Origin of the sequence: Geodermatophilus sp. FMUSA9-8, assembly GCF_037034165.1 — a bacterium.
Lineage (GTDB): Bacteria > Actinomycetota > Actinomycetes > Mycobacteriales > Geodermatophilaceae > Geodermatophilus > Geodermatophilus nigrescens.
Genome location: NZ_JBAGKE010000008.1, coordinates 47,832 through 69,992, shown reverse-complemented (window position 1 = coordinate 69,992; position 22,161 = coordinate 47,832). Strand labels below are relative to the sequence as shown.

General features: G+C 71.6%; 25 protein-coding genes. 10 read left to right on the top strand and 15 right to left on the bottom strand.

Features of this window, described 5'->3' with window-relative positions; all coding sequences use genetic code 11:
- Positions 1 to 68 precede the first annotated feature (68 nt).
- Positions 69 to 1,130: a hypothetical protein gene (locus WA616_RS16825; protein ID WP_336031607.1), complete on the bottom strand. Its 1,062-nt coding sequence runs from the start codon at positions 1,128 to 1,130 to the stop codon at positions 69 to 71.
- A 724-nt stretch (positions 1,131 to 1,854) separates the two neighbouring features.
- Between WA616_RS16825 and WA616_RS16820 the strand changes: the two genes are divergently transcribed.
- Positions 1,855 to 2,130, top strand: coding sequence for a hypothetical protein (locus tag WA616_RS16820; RefSeq protein ID WP_336031605.1), 276 nt, complete (start codon positions 1,855 to 1,857; stop codon positions 2,128 to 2,130).
- 410 nt (positions 2,131 to 2,540) lie between these two features.
- Here the strand turns inward: WA616_RS16820 and WA616_RS16815 are convergent, their stop codons facing one another.
- The gene (locus WA616_RS16815; RefSeq protein WP_135144841.1) at positions 2,541 to 2,783 is read right to left on the bottom strand and encodes a helix-turn-helix domain-containing protein; all 243 of its coding nucleotides are present in this window, start codon (positions 2,781 to 2,783) and stop codon (positions 2,541 to 2,543) included.
- Positions 2,784 to 2,892: 109 nt separating this feature from the next.
- On the opposite strand from WA616_RS16815, the gene WA616_RS16810 reads away from it, so the two are divergent.
- Positions 2,893 to 4,296 carry an SIR2 family protein gene (locus tag WA616_RS16810; RefSeq protein WP_135144843.1) on the top strand — a complete coding sequence of 468 codons (1,404 nt, stop codon included), beginning with the start codon at positions 2,893 to 2,895 and terminating at the stop codon, positions 4,294 to 4,296.
- A 399-nt stretch (positions 4,297 to 4,695) separates the two neighbouring features.
- Here WA616_RS16810 and WA616_RS16805 read toward each other — a convergent pair whose 3' ends face one another.
- Positions 4,696 to 4,899, bottom strand: coding sequence for a hypothetical protein (locus WA616_RS16805; protein ID WP_135144844.1), 204 nt, complete (start codon positions 4,897 to 4,899; stop codon positions 4,696 to 4,698).
- Positions 4,900 to 5,029: 130 nt separating this feature from the next.
- Here WA616_RS16805 and WA616_RS16800 point away from each other — a divergent pair, with 130 nt between their 5' ends.
- Both WA616_RS16800 and WA616_RS16795 read left to right on the top strand, forming a co-directional pair.
- Positions 5,030 to 5,431 (top strand): helix-turn-helix domain-containing protein, encoded by a 402-nt coding sequence (locus tag WA616_RS16800; RefSeq protein ID WP_167759109.1) that lies wholly within the window; start codon positions 5,030 to 5,032, stop codon positions 5,429 to 5,431.
- Positions 5,432 to 5,637: 206 nt separating this feature from the next.
- On the top strand, positions 5,638 to 6,339 hold the full coding sequence (locus WA616_RS16795; protein ID WP_135144848.1) for an ImmA/IrrE family metallo-endopeptidase: 702 nt from the start codon (positions 5,638 to 5,640) through the stop codon (positions 6,337 to 6,339).
- Between the two features lie 387 nt (positions 6,340 to 6,726).
- Here WA616_RS16795 and WA616_RS16790 read toward each other — a convergent pair whose 3' ends face one another.
- Positions 6,727 to 7,098, bottom strand: a complete 372-nt coding sequence (locus tag WA616_RS16790) for a GntR family transcriptional regulator (protein WP_135144849.1) — start codon at positions 7,096 to 7,098, stop codon at positions 6,727 to 6,729.
- Positions 7,099 to 7,104: 6 nt separating this feature from the next.
- Positions 7,105 to 8,052, bottom strand: a complete 948-nt coding sequence (locus WA616_RS16785) for a hypothetical protein (RefSeq protein ID WP_336031597.1) — start codon at positions 8,050 to 8,052, stop codon at positions 7,105 to 7,107.
- A 523-nt stretch (positions 8,053 to 8,575) separates the two neighbouring features.
- On the opposite strand from WA616_RS16785, the gene WA616_RS16780 reads away from it, so the two are divergent.
- Positions 8,576 to 8,779, top strand: a complete 204-nt coding sequence (locus tag WA616_RS16780) for a helix-turn-helix transcriptional regulator (protein WP_217991693.1) — start codon at positions 8,576 to 8,578, stop codon at positions 8,777 to 8,779.
- 61 nt (positions 8,780 to 8,840) lie between these two features.
- Here the strand turns inward: WA616_RS16780 and WA616_RS16775 are convergent, their stop codons facing one another.
- A complete protein-coding gene (locus WA616_RS16775; RefSeq protein WP_336031594.1) occupies positions 8,841 to 10,064 on the bottom strand; it encodes a site-specific integrase in 1,224 nt (407 codons plus the stop codon).
- 763 nt (positions 10,065 to 10,827) lie between these two features.
- Here WA616_RS16775 and WA616_RS16770 point away from each other — a divergent pair.
- Positions 10,828 to 11,067: a helix-turn-helix domain-containing protein gene (locus tag WA616_RS16770; protein ID WP_336031592.1), complete on the top strand. Its 240-nt coding sequence runs from the start codon at positions 10,828 to 10,830 to the stop codon at positions 11,065 to 11,067.
- Between the two features lie 103 nt (positions 11,068 to 11,170).
- Complete coding sequence (locus WA616_RS16765) at positions 11,171 to 11,569, top strand: response regulator (RefSeq protein ID WP_336031590.1); 399 nt, start codon at positions 11,171 to 11,173, stop codon at positions 11,567 to 11,569.
- A gap of 116 nt (positions 11,570 to 11,685) precedes the next feature.
- Here WA616_RS16765 and WA616_RS16760 read toward each other — a convergent pair whose 3' ends face one another.
- The 4 genes from WA616_RS16760 to WA616_RS16745 form a co-directional block, all read right to left on the bottom strand.
- Positions 11,686 to 12,345 carry an STAS domain-containing protein gene (locus WA616_RS16760; RefSeq protein ID WP_336031588.1) on the bottom strand — a complete coding sequence of 220 codons (660 nt, stop codon included), beginning with the start codon at positions 12,343 to 12,345 and terminating at the stop codon, positions 11,686 to 11,688.
- Between the two features lie 330 nt (positions 12,346 to 12,675).
- Positions 12,676 to 13,377 carry a hypothetical protein gene (locus WA616_RS16755; protein WP_336031586.1) on the bottom strand — a complete coding sequence of 234 codons (702 nt, stop codon included), beginning with the start codon at positions 13,375 to 13,377 and terminating at the stop codon, positions 12,676 to 12,678.
- A 9-nt stretch (positions 13,378 to 13,386) separates the two neighbouring features.
- Positions 13,387 to 13,566 (bottom strand): hypothetical protein, encoded by a 180-nt coding sequence (locus tag WA616_RS16750; protein ID WP_336031584.1) that lies wholly within the window; start codon positions 13,564 to 13,566, stop codon positions 13,387 to 13,389.
- 412 nt (positions 13,567 to 13,978) lie between these two features.
- Complete coding sequence (locus tag WA616_RS16745; protein ID WP_336031583.1) at positions 13,979 to 14,554, bottom strand: TetR/AcrR family transcriptional regulator; 576 nt, start codon at positions 14,552 to 14,554, stop codon at positions 13,979 to 13,981.
- 116 nt (positions 14,555 to 14,670) lie between these two features.
- Here WA616_RS16745 and WA616_RS16740 point away from each other — a divergent pair, with 116 nt between their 5' ends.
- From WA616_RS16740 to WA616_RS16730, 3 genes are all read left to right on the top strand, one after another.
- Positions 14,671 to 14,895 carry a hypothetical protein gene (locus WA616_RS16740; RefSeq protein WP_336031581.1) on the top strand — a complete coding sequence of 75 codons (225 nt, stop codon included), beginning with the start codon at positions 14,671 to 14,673 and terminating at the stop codon, positions 14,893 to 14,895.
- Positions 14,896 to 14,963: 68 nt separating this feature from the next.
- Positions 14,964 to 15,395 (top strand): hypothetical protein, encoded by a 432-nt coding sequence (locus tag WA616_RS16735; RefSeq protein WP_336031579.1) that lies wholly within the window; start codon positions 14,964 to 14,966, stop codon positions 15,393 to 15,395.
- A 202-nt stretch (positions 15,396 to 15,597) separates the two neighbouring features.
- Entirely contained in the window at positions 15,598 to 16,218 is a 621-nt protein-coding gene (locus WA616_RS16730; RefSeq protein WP_336031577.1) for a C40 family peptidase, read from the top strand.
- 67 nt (positions 16,219 to 16,285) lie between these two features.
- Here the strand turns inward: WA616_RS16730 and WA616_RS16725 are convergent, their stop codons facing one another.
- Genes WA616_RS16725 through WA616_RS16705 form a run of 5 tightly spaced genes read right to left on the bottom strand, consistent with a single transcriptional unit; the run spans position 16,286 to position 22,158 of the window.
- Positions 16,286 to 17,788: an NADH-quinone oxidoreductase subunit N gene (locus WA616_RS16725; protein WP_336031576.1), complete on the bottom strand. Its 1,503-nt coding sequence runs from the start codon at positions 17,786 to 17,788 to the stop codon at positions 16,286 to 16,288.
- On the bottom strand, positions 17,785 to 19,377 hold the full coding sequence (locus tag WA616_RS16720) for a complex I subunit 4 family protein (RefSeq protein ID WP_336031574.1): 1,593 nt from the start codon (positions 19,375 to 19,377) through the stop codon (positions 17,785 to 17,787). Before WA616_RS16720 ends, WA616_RS16725 begins: the two co-directional genes overlap by 4 nt.
- Positions 19,374 to 21,272 (bottom strand): proton-conducting transporter transmembrane domain-containing protein, encoded by a 1,899-nt coding sequence (locus WA616_RS16715; protein WP_336031572.1) that lies wholly within the window; start codon positions 21,270 to 21,272, stop codon positions 19,374 to 19,376. Before WA616_RS16715 ends, WA616_RS16720 begins: the two co-directional genes overlap by 4 nt.
- The gene (locus WA616_RS16710; protein ID WP_336031570.1) at positions 21,269 to 21,586 is read right to left on the bottom strand and encodes an NADH-quinone oxidoreductase subunit NuoK; all 318 of its coding nucleotides are present in this window, start codon (positions 21,584 to 21,586) and stop codon (positions 21,269 to 21,271) included. The genes WA616_RS16715 and WA616_RS16710 overlap by 4 nt, the downstream gene beginning before the upstream one ends.
- Entirely contained in the window at positions 21,583 to 22,158 is a 576-nt protein-coding gene (locus WA616_RS16705; RefSeq protein ID WP_336031568.1) for an NADH-quinone oxidoreductase subunit J, read from the bottom strand. The genes WA616_RS16710 and WA616_RS16705 overlap by 4 nt, the downstream gene beginning before the upstream one ends.
- Positions 22,159 to 22,161: the final 3 nt, after the last annotated feature.

The following is a 22,161-nucleotide window of genomic DNA, read 5'->3' as shown; positions in this document are numbered from 1 at the left end:
CGGACTCTTGAAGTTGACCGGCACGCGGGCTGGCGCAGTCAGGTAAGCGTCCCCGGACCTGCACTCGATCATTCGTCTTCCATCGCCCGTAGGGCGGTGAGGACGGTTTCGACGGCTGGTTGTTCGAGGCCGGCGAGAGTGGCCCGAATGCGGTGCAGGTGCCCATGTTGGGTGGCACCACCGGAGATCTGACCGTCGTCCCTGCGTTCGGGGTCGGGCGTGACGTCGAGGAGGCCGAAGCGCGAGAGTGTCTGGTGGGTGTCCCACGCGTCGGGGGTCAGACCGTAGAGGGCGCCGCGGGTGTACCCGTTGACAGCATGCCCAGCAGCGTCCGCACTCAAGGGCTCGGTGGTGTCCAGGTGCAGGTACATGAAGAAGTTGGCGATCTCGGAAGGCGTCAATGCATGCACCCAGCCGTTGGTCCAGAACGAGATCGGGACCTCGAAGTACTCACGCTGGGGCAGCACCCAGTCGATCGGCTCCCCCACCCGGAGGCCGGTCTCTGCGTACAGCATGACCGGAGTGGGCGACCGCCGAGCCGTTCCAGCCTGCGGTGGAGATCCGAACAGCCCCACTCGTGCCATCGGGGTCTTGGTTCGACGACGGACCTTTGGTTCGATGTCCAGACGGTCGAGGGCGTCCCGGACCTGACGGACTCGATTGTCCCTGAGGGTGTGCTGCGTCGCGCCTGATCCCGCTTGCCTGGAGCGGAAGACGGCCGGGACGACCATGACATCTGTCCAGCCCGGCTCGTTGGCGGAGATTGCACGCAGTGGAAGCTGGATGGCCCCACGCCGGAAGATCGTCCTGTTCCTGGTCTGGGCGAGGAACAGAGCCGTGATCGCCGTCCGCAGGGCAACCCCGTTGGGTATCGAGGACAGGATGCTCACCGGCGGCCAGCCATCTCGCACAGCCGGACGCTTCTTGTCCGACGCATCGGTGAGTGCCTCGTCGGCCCGCACGAAGCCCGACCGCACCCGAACACTGGCCAGACCACCCGCAGTGGCCAGCTGCCGAAGCCATGTACGGGCATCCGCATCTAGGTCGCGGTCGGTGCCCTGGCCCAGCATCCCGCCCAGGACGATGATGCGCCGTGCCGTCAGCTTGGCCTTCTGCGTCGTTGACTTCATGTCAATTTGGACGTCACTAATAGGACGTGTTGTTCCCCCCGCGACACTCTGAGTCTCTCTGCGGCACATGGCGACGCGGGGGGAACAAGACAACCGCGCTCTTCCGCCGACACTACTCGCCCAAGTACCTGAGAGCGGTCAGAGTGGTGTCCGTCCGAAGCACGACGAGGCGGACACGACGACGGCCCCCCGTTGCAGCGGAGGGCCGTCAGATCGCCTCGCCCCAGGTGGCACCCGAGATGGAGACCTCATGAGCGTAGAGCCGTATCAACCCAGCCGGCCCCTTCGCCCGCACCGGATGCCCCGGGCGGTGGATCTCCGGGCACGTCTGCTGCTGGCGTTGACCGTCGGGCTGGCGGTGTCACAGGTGGACCCGTCCCTACTCGGCGTCCTGGCAGCGGCCTTGCTGCTGGAGCGCTCCGAGTAGCGCACCCGTGAGCTGGAGCCGGCTGGCGGGGACTCACCTACATGGTCCCCGCCAGCCGGCGGCCTCGGACACAACCGTGTCCGGATGATCGGGCGCGGGCATACCTCGCGTCCTAGAGCTCCTCCCGCCGACCAGGTCATGTCCGTGGGGTGCTTCTCTACTACGACGCCTGCTGGGTCGTTCAGCTGCGGAGCAGGTCGACTGCTTCGAGCCACCACCTACGCCGTCGCCGCCGGAGAGCCTTGGACGTCGAAGCGCTGAGGATGGACAGGTGTTGATCGACCACAGGACCTGCTCGTGATCGGCGTCGAGCTGGCCGTTAGCACCGTGATGCAGTCCATGCTGCAGGCCGGCGCCCGCGAGGCCGTGTCGGGGCTGAAGACGAAGATCGGGCGGCGTCCTGGTCGAGCAGCTCGTCGAAGCACCTACCAGGTCCTGCAGGTCAAGCTTGCCCAGGCCCAGCTTGGGGCGGGCCTTCTCCAAGCCCTCCACCGCAGCCACCTGCCCCCCGGCAAAGCGGTGACCGGGCTGATCGCCTATCCGGCCATGGTCAGGACGCTGGATCACGCCTGACCGACATGGCCGAGGTGATGGACGCCTGGCTGTCGGTACGGGGCCTTGCCCCGGCCGCGGTGGCCGCGGCGGCTGATGACGCGGTCATGGCGATGGCTGGTCTCCTGGAGCATCCTGCTCGGACCTGGTGGCAGTCCGGACGCCGCGAGCAAGCTCAACTACACGCTCGGGCAGGCCAGCGCTTCGACGAGGCCTTGGCTGAGTTCATCCGGCTGACCGTCGCCGACAGCGGGCGCACCCGCGGTGAGCGGCGTGCCGCTCGGCGGCGAACAGTGACAGTGCCAGGGACGGTTACTACGCCGCGGTCATAGTGGCGCGACGTCCCCAGCGCCACCGGGCGGCTGCGCCAGGATCGTTGTGGCCCAGGGAGCCAGCGCAGCTGGCCGTGGCCTGCACCTACGGGGAGACCGTTACCCGTCCGCGAGCGGCGGGGCACCCGTCGGCCGGCGAGGCACCTGGTGCTTGTCCAGCGCACGCCGGACGGCGGTCTGGGACCGGTCGATCAGCTCGGCGACCTCGCGCAGCGACCGCCCCTCCCGATAGGCGGTGACGATGAAGTTCTCCAGCTGTCGCTGCAAGAGCGGGTGCGCGCTGTCCCGCGTGCCGACGAACTCCGGACGCGGCCGCAGCTGAGGACGGGGCGGGTAGGGCATGGCCTGAGTCTGAGCAGCACGGGAGCGGCCAGACCACCCAGCGCCGGATCTCCTCCCTGGGACGGGTGGCATCCCGGCGAGGCGAGGCGGTCCCTGACAGCATGAGTCGGTGAGCGCAGCCGAACTCGATCTGGTGACGCTCGAGCGGCTACGCCCGGTCGCGGACGCTGCGCAGGTGAGCGTCCTGCTGGGAGCCGGCGCTTCCGCCGCAGCCGGCCTACCCGACTGGAACAGCCTGGCGACCAAGCTGCTGCAGCTCAGCGGCACGATCGATGACGAGGAGACCGCCCGGGCCTTCTTGGCGGGCCAGGACCCATCCCTGGCCGCGGAAGCAGCCAAGGCGGCCGCTGATGACTGGCTCGAGCTTGTACGCGAGGCTCTCTATCCCCCATCGCTGGGGGAGGCAGAGCCGGCTGCCCTGCACCTTGCCGTGGCGTCCCTGGCCGCCGGGCGTCTGGTCGGCGAGGTCGGCCTATTCACGCTCAACTTCGACCTGCTGATCGAATGGGCGCTGCAGGATGCGCTGGACGAGGTCGGAAGCGATGCAGGTGTCCATGCCCGGGACACCGAAGACGACCGGGCACCCCGGGATGCCTTCGAGGTGCACCACCTTCATGGGTACCTGGGCCAAGATCCCGTCGACACGGGCGAGATCGTGTTGACCCTGTCGGACTTCACCAAGCTGAGCGCCCAGTCCTCGCCCTGGCAGCGCGCTGAGTTGCAAAGTGCCCTCAGCCGCGGACCACTGCTGCTGGCGGGCACCTCCTACCGGGACAGCGACATTCGACAGTGGCTGCACGAGCTCAATCTCGCCACCCGCCCCGACAAGGGCTTCATCCTCTTGGCCCGAGAAAGCTTTGGACTGTCCCGGCACCAGTTCGACCTGGTCAAGGACGCCCTGGTGGCGCAGTGGGCATCGATCGGGGTCTCCGCGGTCCTGGTGCAGGACTACAGCGATGCCGCTCAGGCGATCCGCGAGCTGAGCGCCCTCAACGATGTGGACTACTTAGCGCCGAAGGTGCGGGCCGGAGCCCTGTGGGACGGCATCCAGGGCGACTTCGAGCAGCTGCAGCGGGAGCACTCCGACCAGCTGGCCCGCGACCTCACTCGCCTGCGCCCGGTGCTGGGCGATGACGCCAACATGACCTTGTGGCTGGCCGATGGGGCCGGCCACATCGTGCGATGGAGCTCCCACGACCGCCTCTACCGGGGCGCAGAGCAACTGCGGACGGTTCCGGTCGGCCATGACAGCCCCTGGATCGCCGGGCAGTGCCTGGGCCGGTCGGAGATCCTGGCCCGCAATCTCTCCGAGGCAATGAGCACCCGGCGATGGCAATCGGTGGTGGCTGCCCCGTGTGTCGCGGACTTGCCCGGCGGGCCTCCACTTCCGACGGCAGTGCTGAGCTCAGCGGCGACGTCCCCCCTCGAGAACCAGGACCTGGATGCCTGGCACCAGGTGCTCACTGAGCTGGCGGAGGAGTGGGCAGGGCGGCTGTCCACCCTCGCCGAGTGATGACCGCCACGTCTTTCCTGCCGTTGCCGAGTAGAACAGCTACGGTGACCTCAGCGAGCAAAGGGAGGCAGCAGTGAAGTCAACGAAGAAGACTTCGGTGCGCGAGGTCAGCCCCGGCACGTTCCGGGTGAGCGCAGTGCGCGGCCGCAGCGCCATGACTGGCCGCTTCGTCACATCGGACGCTGTTCACCGGCACTCCCGCACCTCCGTGACCGGGCAATCGAGCGCGGGGCGGTCGAGCACCCGCAGCTCTGGCACGGGCCAGGCTTGACCAACCCGATCGACCTACGCCGGCGGTATCCGCACAGCGCACGCAGCTGTCCCTGACTTTTTCGGGGCTGAACGAGGCAGGGCCCCCCGCACTTGCACTGCGGGGGGCCCTGCTGCTTGCTGGAGCGGTCAGCTCTTCTCGGTGACGCTGGTGTTGGGGTGCCGGGCGGCCGCCGCCCCCGAGATGAAGTGACCCGTGATCGCCGAGCGGTGGTGCGTGCCCGAACCCCGGTTGCTCCCGGACTCGGTGACGCTCGTCCGCGGGTGCCGGGCGGCAGCCGCGTGCGAGATGTACCGGCCGGTGATCGCGCTCCGCGCGTGGCCCTTGGCCATGGTGTCTCCGTTCTATCAGTGCGCCTGCCGTTACAAGCGCTGCTTAGGATGCTAAGCACACTCCCGCCGGGATGCAAGGCCCAGCGCGCGCCGCTTGCTCAACTAAGCAAAACGAGACATGATGACGTGCGTGTCCGCCACCCCCAACAGCCCGCTGTCCGCGGGATCGCAAAGCCTGGGTGCCTACTTGAAGTCGGCTCGTTCGGCACTGGGGCTGAGCTTGCGTGCGGTTGAAGAGCGCACCGGCAAGGCCGTGACCAACGGCTACCTCAGCCAGATCGAGAGCGGCACAGTCACCCAGCCCTCGCCCAACATGCTGTATCACCTGGCCCAGGCCTACGACCTGGACTACGGCGACCTGCTCGTCCGAGCCGGCCACCGGGTCCCGCACAGCGACGACACGGCGCAGCGAGGCATCCTTGCCGGCTTTCCCATGCACGCCCTGGAAGAGCTCACTGAAGGTGAGCGCGGCGAACTCCTCGACTACATCGCTTTCCTCCGGTCCAAGCGCCCCTCGAGCCGAGGTAGGTAAGAGCCCACGTGCCCCCGCTTCATGCCGCTTCCCTAGAGGACATCCGCCGGTACGCGCGGGGGGCGCTCCACGCTGCCGACGCGCTGGCGCAGACACCCACGCCGCTGGCCGCGGTCGAAGCCGCAGCGGGCCTGCTACCTGCCGAAGAGCTCTTCCTGGCTGGGGCCGACGTCCCGCCTGGGTTGGCTGACAGCGTTGCCAGGCTCATGAAGAAGGTCATGGGAGGCCTGGCATACCGAGAGAAACGGGTCTACCTCAACACCGCCGAGCTGGCTCTCCCCCGCCGTCGCTTTGTCCACGGCCACGAGCTTGGTCATCAGGTGCTTCCGTGGCAGGAGCAGGCGTATTACGCCGATGACGACAACACCTTGAGCCCTGAGACCCGCGACGCCATGGAGTGGGAAGCCAACGCGTTCTCAGCCGAACTCCTCTTCGGCCTGGACCGCTTCACCACGATGGCCGATAGCTACGCCCCGGGCCTGGCCGTGCCGCTTCACCTGAGCAACGAGTTCCAGACCTCAGCCCATGCGGCCATTCGCCGATATGTGGCGACGAGCCAGCACCGGGTTGCCCTCCTGACCCTGGGCCGCTTCACCCGCCGGGTCCCTCGCGGCCCCTACCTGCCAATGATGAACGACCAGTGCGCCGAATCGCCGGGGTTCAGCGAACGGTTCGGATCGATCACCGACCTCGCCGCCCGCCCCTTGGTGCTGGCCGAGCACCCAGCTATAGCAGCCGCTGAACGCGTTGCCCCAACGGGCCTGTTGGAAGACAACGATGACCTCGTCATCGAGACCAAGCGGGGCATGACGACATTTCAGACTCAGGCCTTCCACAACGGCCGTCTGCACTTCGTCCTGCTCTATCAGCAAGGGCGCTTCAACGGCCAGCGCCTGCGCGCGGCCTGACACTGAGCCCAGTGTCACGACAGTCGCGGCCGGCACCTGGACTGTTTGGCGGTGGCGGGGCCGGTGAGCGCGTCGGTCCGTTAGGCCCGCCGGCAGCTTGCTGACGGATGTCCCGACGCGCCAGCGGCGGGACGCACGCGCGACCCCCGCGCGAGCCCCAGCACCCGGCCGGTGCTGCTGCTGGCCGGGTGCCGGGACGGCTGGGGCGGGGCCGCCGGTGGGCGGCCCCGCCGTCGGCTCAGTCCTCGGCCGGATCCTCGTCGATAGGGTCAAGCTCGGTGTCCCTACCGCCCGACCCCTCTGGGGCCGGGTGTTCTTTGCCCTGACGACCGCGGCCACGGGCTCGGTCAACCCACGACCACTCCCGGTCGCCCGGAGGTCCCACGGTCAGGCGCGGAGTGCGACCAGTGCTGCGCGCAGCAGTGACAGGGCGGTCTCCTCGCTCATTCCGGCTCGGTGGGCTCGACTGGCCAGTTCAGCGGCCGCCTGCCGCACGTCGCCAGCATCGGCTGCCGGTACGGAGGGGGCGGCCACGACGGTGCCGAGTCGCCGTCGGCTGGCGACCAGGCCAGCTGCTTCGAGTTCGCGGTAGGCCCGGGCCACGGTGCCGATGGCAACGCCGAGGTCAGCGGCCAAAGCTCTCATGCTGGGCAGCCGGGCGCCTTCCTCGAGCTGCCCACTGTCGATGGCGGCTGCGATCTGGGCGCGGATCTGCTCATAGGGAGGGGTGGGGCTAGCAAGGTCGACGGTGACGTCCACGGGTTGTCAGCGCTTCGCGTCGACGAGTTCGTCGGCGGGAACGGGGACGCGGGTCCGGATGAAGAAGACGCCGACGCCGGCCACACCGCCGAGCAGGCCGCTGAAGGCCAACACGCCGCCGACCCACGGCAGGACCGAAGCGGCCGCGCCGACGGGCAGGTCCTCGAGGCGGGCTGCCTGGGCTGCCGTGATCGCAGCGCTGCGGACCGCCAGCCCGCTGACGGTCACGAGGCCAGCGACCAGGATCATCGCTGCGGTGGTCGCTCCGCGGAGCACCCGCTGGGCCGATGCCCGCCGGAGGGCGTCTTCGACGTCGAGGTCATCGGTGACAATTGCGGGGCGGTTGGCGACGACCCACAGTGCTGCCGTGCTCAGCGCGAGCAGGCATCCCAGGCCCACCAGCGCCGGCATGCCGTAGAACGAGCCCACGTAGGGAGACGCCGCCCCCTCGACCAGGCCGCTGCCGGCGTAGACGGTGATGCTGCGGTTGGCGTCGTAGCGGTTGTCGGTCACCGCTCCCACCGCGATCACCCCGATCCCGGTGACCAGCGTGCCGATGGCCGTTCGCAGCAACCAGGCCGGGAGGGCCTGCAGCAGGCCTCGATGCGCCAGCCGCGCCCGCCGGACCATCCCGCCAGGCCGGGGCCAGGTCAGCTCCCCGACCAGGATGACACCGGTGTGCGCGACCCCGAAGGCCAGCGGCAGCATCATCGCGGCCACCCCGGGCCGCCCGGCCGCCGGAGCCAGCGGCGCCGGCAGCAGCACGGCGACGGCAGCGGCCACCGCGGCGAGGAGGCTTACTACTACTGCGGTCGCCGAAGTTCGCTGGGCGTGCCGTTGCGCTCGGCGAACCGTGTTTTCTTCACCATGGGCGAACTGGCGCATGAGCAGCGCCGCACCGCCGGCGACCAAGCCGACCAGGAGCAGGAGCACGAGCAGCGGAGAGATGTACATGCCGTCCTCAGTTCGTCTGTATCAAGTAGGCAGCACATTGACACAGGCGAGCGTGCGACTCGGGGACGTTCGATAGCAGGCGTGTTGCGCGGCAGCACCGCCGTGGACTGTGGTCGGCGGTCGAAGTCCCCGGCGACAAGGCGAGAGTCGCCCTACTGACGCGAGCGGCGAACGATCTCAGTCCGGGTTGGAATGCGGTAACCCGCCGGCGGTGGGAGCTTGTGACGCGCGCAGGTCGGGAAGACCAAGGTGATGGTCTCGACCTAGGGAGCCACCGGGCGCCCGGCACAGCTGAGACAACGACGGCTCTCGGTTTCGAGACACGATTCCGGACAGCACTAGGACGGCTTGTCGCCAACGAAGGCAGGCGACACCACTTCTCCAGAACGGCGGTTGTTGCAACCCACCGGGCGGTATGCCGGACGACGCCCCTCGCTGAGCCGCCAGGATGTCTACATCTGGTCCTACCTTGCAGTGCCAAGCCTGACCGGCATGCGTGAGGAACGACCAGAGAGGTTCGTCCATGGACAGCCCCGATGACCTGCTGACCACCGCCGAGGTCGCCCAGATCATGCGCTCACCGGTGTCCACCTTGAGGTACTGGCGGCACCTCGGCACCGGCCCGCACAGCTTCCGGCTGGGGCGTCGGGTCGTCTATCGCCGCGCCGACGTGACCGCCTGGCTACTCGAGCGGTCAGAAGCCGGGCGCGCAGAACGAGCGGGCTGAGCAGTGAACGTGATCGCCGCTCTGCCGTCGTGCCAAGGATTCGCGGCGGCGCCCACGCGGATCATCGACCGAGCACCCGAGCGGCCTCGGCGCTGACCACCTGGCGGCCGAAGTAGACGTCCAGGGTCATCGACGGGTTGGCGTGACCGAGCTGGTCGGCCACCTGGCGCGGAGTGAAACCGGCTTCGTCGAGTCGGGTGGCGACAGTCTTGCGGAAGGTGTGCGAAGTGACCCACGACCACGGGCCGTCCGCGCACCGGACCGGTCGGCCGCCGGGCACCGGGCGCACGCCGGCCCCAGCGCACGCTTCGCACTGGAAGCCGTCCAACAGCTGGCGCAGATCGGTGGAGACGTTCGTCGGGTCCCGTAGCGTGCCGGACACCGGCGTCGGGAACACCAGCGCTGTGTCCGGCCGCGGGGGTGACGCGAGCCGCCGGCGCACCATCGCCACCGCGAACTGCGGCACCGCGACGATCCGCCAGCCGGCGGCGGTCTTCGTCCGCGGCTGCACGACCATCCCCTGCTTCGGCACCCGCACCGCGGTGGCGTTGACCTCCCACGTGCCGGCGTCCAGGTCGAGCAGCGGCCGGCCATCCGCCTTCCCCGTCCGCAGCGCCAGCGCCTCGCCGATCCGGGCGCCGGTGGCGAGCATCCAGTCGACCAGGTCTGGGACGTCCAGCTCGGCTGCACGCGGGCTGGAGTGGAACAGCTCGACCAGCCGCCCGGTGTCCTCCACCGACAGCGCCCGCGGCGCCCTCTTGGCGGTCGTGTTCAGCCGGGCGCCGGCGTCACGCACTGGATTGGACGTCACCGCGCCATCCGCGATCGCCAGCGCGAACATCCCCGACAGGCACGCCCGAGCCGTCTTCGCCGCTCCCGGGCCACTGCGTTGGGCGATCGTGGTCAGCGCCCGGTTCACGATGCCCGGGGTGATCTCCCGCAGGCACAGCTGCCCGAACGCCGGGATCACCTGGGTGCGCACCGTCGAGCGGTAGGTGCGCTCGGTGCCGGTCGACCAGCCGTGCTCAGCAGCCAGCCAGGCGTCGGCCAGCGTCGCCATCCGAGAGCCTGCTGTCAGCGCACCCGTCCCACCCGGGGAACGGCGGACGGTCAGCTCCACCTTCAGCGCCCGCTCTGCTGCGGCCCGGCTCGCCGCGGTCTTGGACACCAGCCGGATCTGGCCGTCGTGGTCGCGGAACTTGACCCGGGCCTTGACCATGCCGTTGGGCATGGTCGCGAACAGGACCTTGCCGCTGGTGCCCAGCGGCAGCGGTGGACGGCCCATCGGGGCACCTCCGGCGCTCGGTATTGAGTGCCTAAAGAGTGCCAGCTCCGCCCTTGCCTCGGAAGAGGAAAGGCCCCGACCGGCGTCTCCGCTGGTCAGGGCCTCGTTCTGCTCCCCCGACTGGACTTGAACCAGTAACCCTGCGAGTTGCTTTCTAGGGTGTTGACAGCAGTTGCCGGGAGACGAACGCACAGGTCACCGCCTACTTGAGCGGTCGGCCGACGTTGATCAACGTCGGACACAGAGGGGGGTTTGTTGGTCGTAAGTTGGTCGCGTCGTGCGTTAGCCCAGTGCGCCCGACCTCGGCTCGACCACGCCGGCCTTCCGCCCGAGCCATCGCCGACCAGCTCGGCCACGCCAACCCGAGCCTCACCCAGGACGTCCACCTCGGCCGCCACGTCGCCTCGACCCGCGCCGCGGTGGCGCTCGAGGAGCTCCGACCAGCAGCTCGCGACCGCCATCGAGGCGACGATCGGGGTTGACTCCCGACGCTGAAAGGCGCTTGCGCGCTGCGGCGTCCTCCAGCCCCGTCGGCACCTCCGTCGGGGACCGGCACGACCGCCTGGTGACGAGCCGGCACTGGAGGACCGTCCCCCGGCTGGGGCGGCGCCGGAGCCATACTGGCTCGGCTGCAGTAGTCATCCGGAACGACACCGGTCTGACCCTCAGCCGGCGCATCGGCTCGCGCGCGGCGACCGGTCACCGGCCTGCTGCTCGCCACGGGCAGGAGAAAGTCGGCAGAGGGCTCGAGGATGGTCCTCCCATGACGTTGCGACACGCGGCCGAGGGCGTCCCCGGCGCCCCTCGCCACGAAGCCGCCGAGCTGCTGACGCCTGCCCACGCCGGTGACTACCTGCGAACCGGCGAGCGTTTCACCCGACGCCTCATCGCCGAGCGCCGCATCAACTACGTCAAGCTCGGCCGACATATCCGTCCCCAGCGGTCCGCTCTGGAAGCCTTCATCGAGTCCGGCCGGGTTCCTCGTGAACCGCACGGGCGCTGAGCGGCGGGATGCGGCAACTAGGAGTCTTAGTAGTATCACCCGCGTGCTCCCACACTGGCCCCTGGGTTCGACCTCTGCAGAGCGGGCCATCCGCGTCCTGGTCGTGGACGACCATGCACTGATCCGCGCCGGCGTGATCGACATCCTCGAGGGCACCACGGACATGCACCCGGTCGGCGCAGCCGCCGACGGCCACGAGGCGTTCAGCTTGGCGATCGACACCCAGCCCGATGTGGTTCTCATGGACGTGGCCATGCCGGACCTCTCCGGAATCGAGGCGACGCGCCGACTCGTCGCCGACGAGATCATGACCCGGGTCCTGGTCCACAGCGCGGACACCTCCCCCGACCTCGTCGCAGCCGCGCGCGCCGCCGGGGCGGCGGGTTACCTCCTCAAGCGCGGCCGCAGCGCCCCCCTGCTGGACGCGATCCGGGTGGTGCACGCCGGCGGCGCCGTCTGGCCGGACGGTGACCAGGCGGCCGGCACGACGCCTGCGCCGTAGTACCCGGGCTTCACCAGGGCCTCCGCACGGAGCAGACCTCACCGGCCAGGACCGCCGCAGTCCAGCCGATGAGCGCAGCCGACTGCGACGGCCCGCGCGGCCTTGCGGCCTGTACCTCAGGGCGCCCGCCGGAACGTCGAGGCCAGGCCCATGACGCCGAGCATCTCGTCGAAGGAGGGATTGTCACCTCGGACGACCGCGGGTCGCCCCGCCCGCGAGACCCGCTGGGCCCAGCGCAGCAACGGGGAGAAGGCGACGGCGTCGATGTGGGTGACCTCGCTGACGTCGACCGCCACCACGGCACGACCCTCCGGCTGATCGTCGTGTCGGAGCACCTCGACGGCGGAGGGGCCGACATGGCCTCGCAGGTGCAGGACCAGCCCGTCCGGCTCGTCCTCGACGGCGCTGTCCTGAGGGCGCTCGGTGGACAACTGGCGGATGTGGTCGGGCAGCTTCGCCAACTCGGAGTCGACGGTGCGCGTCACCCGCCGCGCCACCGACTTAGACCGGAGGGCGTGCTGCAGCCGGTTCCCGCCCACGGGCTCGCAGGTGACCGTCACGGTCACATCGGTCGTCTCCGTCCCCACATCGGCGAGCTCGAAGAGCGTCTGCCAGGTCTCCTGGGCGAGCTCCAGCCGGGTCCCGATGCGCCGTCGCGGCGCCCAGTCGACGACCTCGCCCGTCACCGCACTGCAGCGGAAGCGGCTCCCCGGACCGAGCACCCCGGCGGGCGCTGCCCCCGGGAAGACGGTGAACACGTAGGAGACATCGCACACCGCGCAGTACGGAACCGGCGTGGTCAACGCCCGCCACACGTCACCCCGGGTGAATGGAACACGTCGCGATCCTGCCGCGGTGGTCATCTCGCCCCCTGGCTCCGCACAGAGACCGTCTCCGTGGGACTACTAGCGAGAGTAGTAGTACCGTGCGTGAGCCTGGTTGCGCCTACTCCCGCGGGTCGCGCGTCACTCCCCCGTTCCCGCTCACGGGCCCGCGCCCTGAAGAGCCGGCCTGCCGCGACCGCGGTGCCCGCTCGGTGACACGCAGGGGGACATCCGGCGGACGGCACGGTCGGCGAAGGAGTCAGCGGACAGCGAGCGCGTCCCTCACCAGCGCTCGAGCGCCGGGAGGTACTCCTCGGAGTCCACCCGGTCGCTGCGCTGCACGGACCACCCGAGTCGCCGCAGGGCGTCGGCCGCCTCCTCCTGGGCATCACGCACGGTCGCTCGCAGCTGCCGACGGCGGAAGCTCCGTCGCCCACGGTCGATGACCTCGCGCCAACCGGGCACGGGGTCGATCCCGCACTCCGCCACGAGGAACTGGAGGAAGTCCTCCAGGCACGGCCGGAACCGCTCCCCGCCGACGGGGAAGTGGAGTGTCGACAACGCGTGCGGCTCCTTGACGCGTTCCGGATCGACCGCGTGCGCGCGGGCCAGCAGGTGGGAGAAGGCGCCGCGTTCGGCGTGGATGTTCCAGTGCGCGACCGGTGCGGCGTTCATGTCGGCTCGGTAGTCCAACCGCGCGAGCGGGGTCCGGTCGAGCACGGACTTCAGCGTGAAGTCCGTCCTGACCGTCTTGAGGTAGGTGCCCGAGTGGTCGAGATCGAGCCCGAAGGACAGGTAGAGGTCGGCCAGGTGCTCGTCCCCGACGAACAGCGGGACATAGCGGACCTGGGTTCCCACGATGTACCGGTCGGACCCCTCGAGTCGAGTGGCGACCACCGTCCGCTCCCCCGGGAGCACGCCGTCCAGGGTGGCCTGGACCTCGGTGGCGAAGCCCACCGAGTGCTCCTGCAGCGAGCGCGTCACCCGCGGGACTCACTCACCGAGCAGGAAGGCGATCTCCTCGAGCTCCTCGAGCGCCTCGACCTCGGATCCGCTCAGGGTCTTGGTGGCGGCGAGGGTCGTGAACTCCGGCAGGGTCATGCCCAGCTCCTCCAGGAGAGCGGTGCGCCGGGCCTCCAGGTCCGCCCGGGTGACGATGACGACCGGTGCCATGCTCCCCTCCCTCCAGCTCGGTGCTCCGGAGGCCCGTGCGTGCGACTCCGTGCGCTCCTGCTGTCTACAGGGTCCCACCGACCGAACCGCTGCGCGTCCGCCCGCCTCACACGGACGAGCGAGTCGGTCGGCAGCTGTTGCCAACCCACGCAGGCCGGCAGGCGCGTCCGTACGCGGACGTGCTGGACTCGGCGGTCCCGGGGGCAACCAGCCCGGAACCGTCGGACGCGCCCGGCGCCGACGTGCGTCGCGCCGTCGCCAGGCCGCGCCGCGGGAACACCGAGCTCCGGACGGCCGGCCACTCCTGCGCGGCGACCGCCGCCGAGGGCTCGGGACGACCCCGAGGTGGTGCCCCCACGGCGTCTCCACCGGGGTCGCGGCGGCACCGCACACGAGCTGCGGGACCGGCACCCTAGGAGGAACGCAACGCCGCCAGCGTGACCTGCACGAGGCGGCAGACGGCTGCCGCCGACGGCAGGCTCGCGGCGGCGCCGAGGGCGTGCAGGCAGTAGATCGCCAGCTCCTCCACGTCGACGTCCTCCCTGAGGTCACCGGCCTGCCGGACGTCGGTCAGGAGATCGCGGAAGAGCTCCACCAGCTGCTGCTCCGCACGCCCGACGGGCTCCCCCCGGTGCAGGAGAGCCGCGACCTCGTCCCCGACGCCGTGCCGCCGGTGGTGGGCGATGAACGCGTAGGCCTCGAGCACGGCCGCGAGGCGGTCACCGGGTCGGCCGATCCCCCGGCCGATCCCGGACAGCTGCTCGAGGTGTTCACCGACGTGCCGCTGGTGGCCGGCCACGAGGATCGACTCGACGTCCGGGAAGTACTTGTAGAGCGTGGCCCGCCCGATCCCCGCGGCCTCGGCCACCTGGGACATCGACACCGAGAGCAGCCCGCGCTCCGAGACCAGGGTCCAGGCGGCCCCGATGATCGCGTCCTGCACGGTGCGGCGGTGCCCTTCGACGGTCTCGCTCCAGAGTTTGGGCACGACGGCAGTCTACGACCTGTCAGGCAGGCGACAAATCGCAATCGGTGCGACAGTGTGTATGCAAAAGTATGGGTCGCCACCGCGGCAGCGGACCGGCACCACCGAAGGAGGAGACGATGCGCGAGGACCACCGCGAACCCCGCACCGAGACCGATCCGCCCCGCATGCCGCGGTGGGTGAAGGTGTCGGCGATCGTCGTCGGCGTCCTGATCCTGCTGTTCGTCCTCCTGCAGGTCACCGGCCTGGCGGGGGACCACGGCCCCGGCCGGCACCTCTCCGGTGCGGGACTTCCTGCGCTCAGCACCGGCGGCGCCCCTCCGGGGGCGCTGGGCTTCCGATGACGTCCCCGCCTGTCCGGAAGGCGCTCGTCAGCGCCCACGTCGCGACATCCGTCGGGTGGCTGGGTGCCGTGGCCGCCTACGTCGTGCTGGACATCACGACTGCAGTGAGCGCCGACGCCGACCTGGTCCGGAGCTCCTACGCGGCGATGCGTCTCGTGGCCCGCAACGCCATCGCCCCGCTGGCGGTGGCCTCGGTGCTCATCGGCACGGTCACGGCGCTGAGCACGCCGTGGGGCCTGGTCCGCCACTACTGGGTGCTCGCCAAGCTCGCGATCACGCTGATCGCGACCGGCGTGCTCCTGCTGGAGCTGTCGACGATCGACCGACTGGCCGTCGCCGCGCGCGCCGCCGCGGACCCGCGAGTCCTCCCGAGCACGCTGCCCCACTCGGTCGGCGGCCTGGTGGTCCTGCTGATCGCCCTGCTGCTGTCGACCTACAAGCCCCGGGGCGTGACCCGCTACGGGTGGCGCCGTCAGCAGGCCCAGCGCGCCTCCCGCTGACGGACGTTCCGAGCGGCAGGCGCGGGCCCCGGCGTGGCAGGTCCGGACTGTGCCGCCACGCGCGCGCCCTCCCACCGTACGGACGGCGCAGTACTAGCTTGCCTAGTCGCAGCGCGGCTCGGGTCGAGCCGCCCCGGAACGCGGGGAGCCCCATGACAGCGACGACGCACAGCACCCGTCCGCGGGCGGGCGGGCTCCGGTGATGGACGGACTGGCCGGCGTCCGCGCACGCGTCGCCGAGATCGAGACCCGGCTCCTGGCCTTCCAGCGCCCACCGGCGACGGCAGCCACCACGACGGCCACCACGACGGCCACCACGACGGCGTGGGCCACCGCTGCGGCGGCCGCGGGTCTCACATCGGCGGCCGGCCCCACCGTGGCGGCACCGGCCGGCGCGACGGCCGTCCAGGGAGTCACGGGCACGCCCGGAACCGCGGCCGCCTCCGCGTCCGGCAGCGCGGTCATCGCGCAGGCCCGTGAGTACCTCGGCGTGCCTTACCTGTGGGGCGGCACCGATCCCAGCCGCGGCCTGGACTGCTCGGGCTTCACCCAGCTCGTCTACGCCAGCCAGGGCATCGACCTGCCCCGGGTCTCCTCGCAGCAGGCGACCGCCGGGACTCCGGTGGCGTCGTTGGCCGAGGCGCAGCCCGGTGACCTGCTCTTCTTCGACTACTCCCCGTCCCGGCCGGGCATCGACCACGTCGGCATCTACCTGGGCGACGGACAGATGATCGCCGCACCGCAACCCGGCGACGTCGTGAAGGTCCAGTCCGCCGGCCAGCCGACGGTCATCCGCCGCGTGCTGACCCCGGACGCCGCCTGAGCCGACCGGGCAGCCCTCCACCGCCGGGACCGCGCCCCTCGCGCCGAGGCCGCACCGAGGCGGCGCCTCAGCCCGGCAGCGCGACGGCCAGCCACGCGGCGGCCGCCACACCCAGGGCCAGCGAGGCGGCGGCGCAGATGTGCAACACCCGCAGCGACGCCCGGCTCTCCAGCCGCGTTGCGGTGGCCGTCGCGGTGGCCGCAGCCGTGGCCGTCGACGTGGCCGTCCCCTCGGCCCCCGGCGGTTGGACCCGTACCGGCCCGGACCGCTCCCACGGCACGCCGGCCGCGGCCGCGATCAACCGCAGGTAGTAGAAGAGGCTGGCGACGGTGTTGACCGCGGCGAGGACCACCAGCCACACCATCGCGCCGTCCCAGGTCGCGGCGAAGACGGCGAGCTTGCCGACGAAGACCGCCGTCGGCGGGGTCCCCACCAGGCCCAGCAGGCAGACGACCAGGCTGATGACCAGCCAGCGGTGCGGCCGCACCGCGGCCGCCCAGCCGGTGATGCTGCGCTCGGCGGGGGCGGTGGCGACGGCGGCGAAGACGCCGATGTTGGTCACCGCGTAGCCGGCCAGGTAGATCGCCAGCGCGGGGACGGCGAGGTCGGTGCGGGCGGCCACGGCGACCACCATGAGCAGATATCCCACCTGGCTGACCGTCGAGTAGGCCAGCAGCCGCAGGACGTCGGTCTGGCTGAACGCCGCCAGGTTGCCCAGGGTCATGCTGGCCGCCGCCACCACCGCCACCAGCAGCGGGACGTCGAGCGGCACGCCGGCGAAGGGCTCGGCCAGCAGGCGGAACGCCGCGGCGACGGCCCCGATCTTGGGGACCGTGGTGAGGTAGGCGGCCAGCGCCGGCGTCGTCCCCGCCGTGACGTCGGGAACCCAGAAGTGCACCGGCACGGCACCGGCCTTGAAGGCCACGCCGGCGACCACGCCGAGGACGCCGAGGGCCAGCAGACCCGGCGGGGCGGCGGGCAGGAGGGCAGCGAGCTCCACGTAGCCGGTCGTCCCGCCGGCCAGGACCAGCGCGGCGACGCCCAGCATCAGCAGGACACCGGCGAAGGCGCCCATCAGGTAGTACTTCATCGTCGCCTCGGTGCCGGCAGCGTCCTTGGTGAACCCGGCGAGGGCGTACATCGGGATGCTGGCGAGCAGGTAGGCCGCGACGAGCAGCAGCAGGTCGCCGCTGGCGGCCAGCGCCACCGTGCCCACCGCTCCCAGCAGCATGAGGACGTAGGCCTCGGTCTCACGGGGATGCCCGGCCAACGACGGCCCCACCAGCCAGACCAGAACGGCCACGGCCAGCGCGACCACGATGCGCACCACGCCGGTCGTGGCGTCCACGACCCAGGTGCCCTCGAAGATCCGCTCCGCCGGCGCGGGCAGGGCGGCCACCGCCGCGGCCGCGCTCCCCAGCGCGGCGGTCGTCGCCAGCAGCCGGACCCGCGCCTGCCGGCGCTGCGGCGTCCACAGCCCGAGCAGCAGGCCCCCGATCGCACCGAGCAGCAGCAGCGCCTCCGGGAGCAGCGCGCCCCACGCCTCTCCCCCGCCCGACATGCCGGTCATCGGCTCACCAGGTCCACCACCGCGGCCGCCGCCGGCTCGAGGACGTCCAGCAGCACGCGCGGGAGCAGGCCCAGGACGACGGCGAGCGCGAGCAGCGGAACGATCGACGCCGTCTCGTGCGCGCGCAGGTCGCCCACCCGGGTGGCCGCGCGCGGTCGCACGGCCGTGGTGATCCCGGCTCCCACCGGCGCCGGGCCCTGCGGATCGGCGTCGGGCCGGGCACTGGGGACGACCGGATCGCCGGCGAACAGCCGCTGCAGGGCCAGCAGGAACAGCCCGGCGGTGACCAGGATGCCGAGGACGGCGACCACCGTGGCGACCGGCGCGGCCTCCAGCGCACCGGTGAACACCTGGAACTCGGCGACGAAGCCGGACAGGCCCGGCAAGCCCAGCGACCCGAAAGCGGCGACGGCGAAGGCGGCCGCGAACAGCGGCGCCGGCCCGGCCAGCCCACCCCAGCGGTCGAAGGCGTAGGTGCCGCCCCGCGACCACAGCCAGCCGGTGAGCAGGAACAACGCGCCGGTCAGCAGGCCGTGGCTGACCATCTGGTACATCGCGCCGACGGTCGCGACGGTGCGGGCGTCGGCGTCGGCCGTGAGCAGACCGGCCGCGCCGAGACCGAGCAGCACGTAGCCCATGTGGTTGACCGAGGTGTAGGCGATCATCCGCTTGACGTCGGTCTGGGCCAGCGCCACGAACGCGCCCCACAGCACGCTGATGACACCGACGACGACGATGACCATGGCCCAGCGCTGCCAGGCGCCGGGGAGGATCGGCATGGCGATGCGGACGAAGCCGTACGTGCCGAGCTTGAGCAGGATCGCGGCGAGCACCGCCGACCCCGCCGGCGGGGCGTCGGTGTGGGCGTCGGGCAGCCAGGTATGGAACGGGAACAGCGGCGTCTTGACCGCCAGCCCCAGCCCGATCGCCAGCAGCACGAGACCGGCCGCGAGGGGAGCGTCCTCCAGGGGCGGGTCGGCGGCCAGCGCGACCATGTCGAAGGTGCGCTCCTCACCGCCCAGGAACAGCCCGATGAACCCGACGAGCAGCGCCAAGGACCCGAGGAAGGTGTAGAGGAAGAACTTCAGCGCGCTGCGGCGCGCGTTGCCGTGCCCCCAGCCGGCGATCACGAAGTACATCCCGACGATGGTCAGGTCGAAGAAGACGAAGAACAGGATCAGGTCCAGGGCGGCGAAGGTGCCCAGCGACGCCGTCTGCAGGAACAGGAACAGCGCGGCGAAGCTGCGGGGCCGCTGCGGTTCGCGCAGTGAGTGGACGGCGCAGGCGAGGAACACCACCGCCGTGAGCGCCAGCAGCGGCAGGGACAGCCCGTCGACGCCGACGTGGTACCCGGCGTCGACGGTCGGGATCCAGCGCAGGTCGACCTCGTAGGCCAGGCCGTCGACGACTCCCCGGGGACCGCTGCCGGGGTCGAAGCGCCACCACATCCAGCCGATCAGGGCCAACTCCACGACCGAGGTGGCGATCCACACGACGATGGCCGCCCGGCCGTCGAGGGTGCGGACGGACAGCAGGAGGCCCGCCGCCACCAGCGGCAGGAAGATCACGACGGTCAGCAGCACGGTCACCTCACGACCAGCAGGAGGGCCAGCAGGACGCCGAGCCCGACGACGGCCTGCACGTAGTACTGGTGCAGCAGCCCGGTCTGGGGCCGGCGGGCGGCCTCGCCCGCCCGGGCGAAGGTGCGGGCGGTCGCCCGGACGGCGCCGTCCACCACGCTCGCGTCCGCGCGGGCCGCGCCGGCGGCGATCCGCCGGGCACCGGTGGCCACGCCGCGCACCGCGCCGTCGATCACCCGGTCGTCGACGGCCGCCAGCGCCCGCGCCACCGCGAGCGCCGGCCGGGGCGAGAGCAGGCCGCGCAGCCCCGCCCAGGAGCCCAGCGGGCTCCGGTCGAGTGCCCGGATGACGGACGGCCGGGTCCGGACGAGGGCGACGGTGAGCCCCAGGGCGGCCACCGCGAGCCCGCCGGAGAGCAGCAGGTCACCGAGCCCGGGCACCGGGTCGCCCTCAGCGCCGAGCGAGGTCCGCAGCGCCTCGGCGACCGGCGGCAGGGCGAGGACGCCCAGTCCCGCGGCGGCGGCGGCCAGCACACCGGCGGTGGTCGTACTGGCCACCGGCACGCGGCGGGTGCCCGGCTCCTCGTCATCGAGCAGCTCGTCGTCGAGCAGCTCGTCACCGGCCGGGCGGGCGAGCACGACGGCCAGGATCCGCCCGGCGTAGACCGCGGAGACCACGGCCGCGGCGAGTCCGACGGCACCGAGGGCCGCTCCGCCGACGCCGGCGAGCACCTCGTCCTTGGTCGCCCACAGCGACAGCGGCGGCACGCCGGCCAGGGCCAGGGCGGCGACGGTGGCCGCCGCCCCCATCCCGGGATACCGGCGGGCGGCGCCGCGCAGGCCCGCCAGCTGCTTGGTGCCCAGGGCGCTCAGCCACGCCCCCGCCGCGATGAACAGGCCGGCCTTGACCGCGGCGTGCGCGACGAGCTGGGCCGTGCCGCCGGTCGTCGTGCCCACGCCGGCGGCGAGCACGACGAAACCGATCTGGGCGGCGGTACTCGCCGCGAGCAGCTGCTTGAGGTCGGTCTGCGCGACGGCCACCGCCCCGAGCACCAGCGCGGTCAACGCGCCCGCCCAGGCGGCAGCCGTCGCCGCCCAGCCCGCGGCCGCCAGCAGCGGCTGCATCCGCAGCAGCAGGTAGCCGCCGGCGGCCACCATGGTCGCCGAGTGCAGCAGCGCGCTGACCGCGCTGGGGCCCTGCATCGCCGCCGACAGCCACGCCGAGAACGGCAGCTGCGCGGACTTGCCCAGGGCCGCGAGGAGCACGCCGGCCGCGGCCAGGTCGACCCATCCGCCGGTGGCTGCGGCGGCGTCGGCGAGGACGAGGCTCCCGCTGCCGGCCAGCGCCGCGCCGGCGGCGACGTAGAGACCGAGGTCGCCGGCGCGGGTGGCGACGAAGGCCCGGGTACCGGCGGCGAGCTTGCCCCGCCGGTCCCAGCGGAACCCGACGAGCGCGTAGGACGTCGCGCCCATGACCTCCCAGGCCATCAGCAGCGCCGGGAGGGTGGCCGCGGTGACGGTGGCGAGCATGGCCGCGATGAACACCAGCAGGTAGCCGAAGAAGCGGGCCCGCGGCGCACCGCCGGGCAGGTCGGCGACGGCGAAGACCGTCACCAGCAGGGCGATTCCGGCGACCAGCGCCACGAGGACGGCGGACAGCCCGTCGACGGTGAAGCGCAGGTCGCCGCCGTCGAGGACGCCGAGGAAGGGCACCGACCACCGCGGTCGGACGGCGACGGTGATCCCGGCCAGGACGACCGCGGCCGCGGTGACGCCCAGCGCCACCGGCCCGGCCGCGCGGTCGGCACGCCGCCCGCCGATCAGCAGCACCGCGCCCACCAGCGCCGGCAGCAGCACCAGCCCGGCCAGCCACCCGGCCCCGCCCGCGGCCGCCCCGCCGGTCATCCGCGCAGGTCCGCGGCCATGTCGACCATGTCCACCTGCCGCGCCCGGTAGATGGCGATGGTGACCGCGAACCCCATGGCCATCTCCACGGCCATGACCACCAGCGCGACCACGACGACCAGCTGCGCGTCCGGCAGCTGCGGGGCGAGGAAGAACCACGCCGCTCCCCCGCCGATGAGCACCCCGTTGAGGACCAGCTCGAGGCCCATCATGACCATCACGATCGACTGCTGGGACAGCGCGCCGAAGACGCCGACCCCGACGAGGCCCGCGGCGACGGTGAGCAGGATCTGCAGGACCAGCTCCGCGCTCACCGGGGCAGCCCTCCGCGCACCGGATCGGCCGGGCGCCGGGCGGCCAGGTCGGGGCCGAAGCGGTCGTAGCGGCCCCGGCCGGTGGCCAGCACGGTGCCGGCGATGATGGTGGCGAACAGGGCGACGCCGATCACCAGCATGACCAGCATGTGGCTGCCCATGATCGCCTCGCCCAGCTGGCGGGTGCTGTCCGCCGGCGGCGTCCCCTGCCGGGTCGGCCAGTCCACCGTCCAGATGCCGGCCACCAGGACGGCGAAGACGCCGGCGCCGAGCACGGCCGAGCCCCGCGCGTTGTGCACCATGGTCATCGGCATGAGACCGGCCGGGTTCATCATGAACATGATCATGAAGACGGCCATGATCGCCATCTCGATGGTCATCATCAGCGCCGTCACCACGGCCAGGTAGACCAGGTCCAGGACCAGGAGCAGCCCGGCGACGGCGAGGAACGAGGCGAGCAGCGCGAACGTCGCCCGGGCCATGGAGTCCACGACGAACACCGCGATGCCCGCCGCCACGGCCACGACGCCGAGGCCCGTGACGACGGCCACCGCCCATCCCGAGATCACCATGAC